A 4060-nucleotide genomic window follows, 5' to 3' on the forward strand; every position below is an offset into this window, starting at 1 on the left:
GCGGCTAGGGCAACTTTGGACTTGAACGATGGGCTGTATTGCTTGCGTTTCTTGCTCATGATTCTCCTCCTTGTGGAGATGATGAATCAGAGCTTAGGCACCTGTCCAAATTTCGGGGTCCACTTCACCCTACCCCTATATTCCGGCGTTCAATGCGTCGCTGTTCCTGTCGTCCAATGAGCAGGATGTTCTAAAAGCCATCGACTACAAATACCCGGCAGGCACGGTGCTGCCGTCCCCTGTGGTGGATGACGAGGACGATTTCGAGCTGCGTATTGCTTTCGACTTCGATGGGGTGATTGCCGATGATGCGTCAGAGCGGGTTTACAAAGGTGGTGAGCTGGAAGCATTCCATGCCCACGAAACCTCCAAGGCCCGCATTCCCCACAGCCCTGGCCCACTGGCTAACCTATTCAGAAAGCTGTCACTGCTGCAGCAACTGGAAGATGAGGCCCAGAAAGCCGATCCGGACTACCAGCGCATCTTGCGCACCGCCATCGTCACCGCCCGCAGCGCCCCTGCCCACGAGCGTGTGATTACCACCCTGGAACACTGGGGCGTGGATGCCAATGAGGTGTTTTTCCTGGGCGGTATGAAGAAAGACCGCATTTTGAATGTGCTGAAGCCCCATATGTTCTTTGATGACCAGCGCAGCCATCTGCAGTCGGATGCGGGGAATGTTCCGATGGTACATATTCCGTTTGGGGTGGCGAATCATGCTCAAAGCGACACGAATAGTCGCTAACAAGACTTGGCCTGCCGCGTCCGCTTCAGCCCCTGCTTGAGCGTGTCTTCAATCTCATCCCGCAACCACGCCGGCTCCAGAATATCGCAATGCACCGCCTGAGCGGTGAGCCACCAGCGCAGGTCCTGGGTGTCGCCCACGGTGACGGCCATTTCGAAGGCCTTGTCATCAATCTCGGTGGTGATCTGATCAAATCCCAGTGGGGATTCGATCAGGTGGTTCAGCACCGGTTTGTCGCAGCGTAACTTCAGATACACCGGCTCATCGGATTTCAGGATGCCCATAGCGCCGGAGTGGATGTACAAATCCAGATCAAAATCTTCCGGGCGCTCGATGAGCTCTTCCACCACTTCACCTGCCGTCGCCCTGTGCAGCACCAGCTGGCGAACCCCTTCTCTACCGTCGATAGTGCCGATCAGGTACACGTTCGGGTCCCGGAATATCAGCCCGAACGGATGCACCACAATCTCTTCCGGTTCCGGCCAGCTGCGGGCCTGGTACGTAAGTTTGCACTGGTACTCCCGGAGCAAGGCTTCGGTGACCGCTTCCAGAACATCGGCATCAACGGGCGGGCGCGCACCTCCTAATCCCCGATTGATCACCCTGACCCGGTCTGGCCATTGGCCCAGGGGGTTCTTTTCACTCAACAGCGTGCGGTGGGCTTCATCGAAGTGAGGCTTTAAGTGGGACAGCGCCCTTGGGGGCAGCATTGGTGAGAGGTAGGCCTTCGCGAGTTCAAAGGTCAGGGCTGCCGGCAGATCCAGCGCCGGTATGATGTCCATGGTCGCATTGCGGTCGAACGACCAGCGGTAAGGCCGGGAGTTTTCATCAACCAACAAAGGGAAATCCGCACTCAGCTTTTCCAGATCCCGCTGGATCGAGCGCATGGTCACCGAAAAGCCCTGCTCTTCCAGGCGGCTCGCCAGTTCGGTGGTGGTGATGGATCTTGGGTACCGGGGCACCATCCGGAGCATGGTGAGGTAGCGAACGGCCGTGTTGGACATAGCGGGATCCTTGTCTTTTCTCGAAGTCGACAGCTTAAGCGACACATTTTGACGCTATGTCATGCTAGATTCTTGTGCTGGCCAAGTAAAGCCGGTGGCCAATTCTGCCAACGACACAAGGAGCCCTGCCCTGAATAAACACAATTTTGCTTCCCTCCTGCTAGAACATGGGTTTACCCCAAAGACCTACGATTTCGACGCCACCATGCTGGGGTTCCAGCACGACATCTTTAACGCCCTGATCCACAACGACCCGGTGTTCAGCGAGCAATCGTTCATTCGCGAGCAGCCCGATTGCCCCGATGCCCTCTTGCGCTGCGAGCTCGTCTCCAAGTCAGATGATCTTTCCGCCGTCGTTCAGCATTTCTATGCCCGATGGTTTGAAGAGCTTCGCTATTCGAATTCTGTGCTGGAGTTGCTCAATCTGGAGATGCACGAAGATGCCGCCAGTATTCACGTGCTAACCATCAGCAAAGCCAATGCGATGACGCTTGTCTTTAACATCCAGCGAGGTGCGTGATGATTCTGATTTTAGCTGCGCTGGGTGTGGTGCTCTGGGTTGTGGTGTCGATGCTGTGCATCAGCTATTTCAATGACCACGGTGTCGGTTGGGAGGAATGGGAAGCCTTCCCGGTGTGGTTAAAGATTCCGATCCTGGTGGTTGCGCCGGTGTTTTTTATTTCCTGGTGGGTTCGTTAACACCAGCTAGCTATCAGCGGAGATAATCGACACATCGTCTACCGGCTCGCAAACCAACGATGCATAGCTGCATCCTTGGCCGTTCTTTCTGAGGCAGTGTAGTCAAACTTTTACGGCTCAGGCGACCCATACTGTCGTATCGCTGGATTATCCTGCCTGAAGATCGTCGAAGAGCTTAATTGTATGACCAGCACCACCACCGTTTACGACCTGAGCCAGATACTCAATTACCCGGTCGGGGTTGAGGTTCATCGTTGGGATTCAGAGCATCCCCTGCGTTGGGCCAGCTACAACGATGAAGGGCAGATTGCCTCGGGCCAGTTCCTGGAGCCGCCCGGGTTACCGCTGTTTACGCTGGAAGATGATAAAGGAAGGCGCCTGTGTGATGCTCTGCCGAAATCGGTATCGGCCATCACTGCGTTGATGCCCGCCATGGACTTTGTGCTCGCACAGGCCTGTGCGGCTTCGGCAGCGGCTCGGGAATTGGCCGAGGACGCTCCCCTGCTCTTTATCCTCGCGGTCGACCATGCGCGTGAACAGTCTTGGTCAATCGAGCGGTTTAACGCGTTTCTGGCCGGTAAGCGCTCCGATATCCTTAAAGCAGTTGGGCTTCCGGGCAGCAGATCCCTCGTTCGCTCAGTCCGTCGCCTGGTCTTGTCGCTTTTATTACCTTGGGAGCTGGAAGATATTCGCGCCGCACTTCAGAACCCCGAGTACTTAGCCTTGATGCGGCACCACCCTCACCTCCATGTGAACCACCTTCGTTTGCTGAATCGCGTTCGGCAACCGTTGTGGCCCGGATTGCTGAATCTGGTGGACGAACACACCTCGGCAGTGGAGTTGTCCTGGCTATGCCGGATGATTCGGGATTCGCTCGCCATGGCCGGCGGTAACGAACAGGCCCTTGCAGCAATCCATTCCCGAGAAACCCTTCAGGACCAACATGACCGCTTGGTTGAACGTTTTAACCGGGCAAACAGCCGAAACTCCGAAGAGAAACGGCAAGACCTGGCGAAGGAGCTTTCTGAGGAGCACGGAGACTATCCGAAACCGCCCCTCGCCCCGACCGATGGTATAGAGCCGTTGGGCTCCTGGCTGGAGCTTCTGGAAGAAGGGGCGACTATGCGCCATTGCGTCGGCAGCTATGATGTGCCGGTCGCTCTCGGGGAAGTGTTCATTTACCGGATGGTCCACCCGGAGCGCTTGACCATATCGCTTGAGTATCAGAATAAATCGTGGGTGGTTGGTGAGGTTCGAGGGCTGTGTAATTCAAGCCCGTCAGAGGGTGCTTTGGATTGGATTCGGCGGTGGGTGAATACTGGTCGAAGCAGTTAGGAAACGCAGACCAGATCTGCTGTGTGAAGACTGAACGATGCGAAGAAAGGTCGCAAAGCGGACATTCAGATTTCGGAATAACGCTTGCAGCATGCGCGCCATTGGAATGGAGCCGAAGGCGCAATGAAAAGGGCGTCGCTGTGCCTGCACTTGATACTGATTGAGCCTTCTCCCCAGCCCAGCGGTTGCCCGCTAAGCTGGAAGGCGACCAAGCACTACAAGGGAGAAGACTCATGAACTTTTACCATAGCACCCACCGCCATTATTGTGGAATCGA

At 55.9% G+C, this 4060-nt stretch carries 4 protein-coding genes and 1 pseudogene; 4 read left to right on the plus strand and 1 reads right to left on the minus strand.

What is annotated here, in order from left to right; genetic code table 11:
* Positions 1-124 precede the first annotated feature (124 nt).
* A pseudogene (locus LWH94_RS18835) lies at positions 125-745 on the plus strand (5'-nucleotidase); the annotation flags it as partial.
* Here the strand turns inward: LWH94_RS18835 and LWH94_RS18840 are convergent.
* On the minus strand, positions 742-1749 hold the full coding sequence (locus tag LWH94_RS18840) for a helix-turn-helix transcriptional regulator (protein ID WP_232903268.1): 1008 nt from the start codon (positions 1747-1749) through the stop codon (positions 742-744). The pseudogene LWH94_RS18835 and the gene LWH94_RS18840 sit on opposite strands and share 4 nt — an antisense overlap.
* A gap of 94 nt (positions 1750-1843) precedes the next feature.
* Here LWH94_RS18840 and LWH94_RS18845 point away from each other — a divergent pair, with 94 nt between their 5' ends.
* From LWH94_RS18845 to LWH94_RS18855, 3 genes are all read left to right on the plus strand, one after another.
* Positions 1844-2269 (plus strand): hypothetical protein, encoded by a 426-nt coding sequence (locus tag LWH94_RS18845; RefSeq protein ID WP_232903269.1) that lies wholly within the window; start codon positions 1844-1846, stop codon positions 2267-2269.
* Positions 2269-2448: a hypothetical protein gene (locus LWH94_RS18850; protein ID WP_222447814.1), complete on the plus strand. Its 180-nt coding sequence runs from the start codon at positions 2269-2271 to the stop codon at positions 2446-2448. The genes LWH94_RS18845 and LWH94_RS18850 overlap by 1 nt, the downstream gene beginning before the upstream one ends.
* A gap of 183 nt (positions 2449-2631) precedes the next feature.
* Positions 2632-3783 carry a PcfJ domain-containing protein gene (locus LWH94_RS18855; protein WP_232903270.1) on the plus strand — a complete coding sequence of 384 codons (1152 nt, stop codon included), beginning with the start codon at positions 2632-2634 and terminating at the stop codon, positions 3781-3783.
* The last annotated feature ends 277 nt before the right edge of the window (positions 3784-4060 follow it).

The organism is Marinobacter sp. G11 (genome assembly GCF_021282325.1).
Classification (GTDB): Bacteria; Pseudomonadota; Gammaproteobacteria; order Pseudomonadales; family Oleiphilaceae; genus Marinobacter; species Marinobacter vinifirmus.

What these genes read in the sequence shown, in the direction of transcription:
- LWH94_RS18840 (WP_232903268.1), bottom strand. Translation starts at nt 1,749, where the DNA reads ATGTCCAACACGGCCGTTCGCTACCTCACCATGCTCCGGATGGTGCCC.
- LWH94_RS18850 (WP_222447814.1), top strand. Translation starts at nt 2,269, where the DNA reads ATGATTCTGATTTTAGCTGCGCTGGGTGTGGTGCTCTGGGTTGTGGTG.
- LWH94_RS18855 (WP_232903270.1), top strand. Translation starts at nt 2,632, where the DNA reads ATGACCAGCACCACCACCGTTTACGACCTGAGCCAGATACTCAATTAC.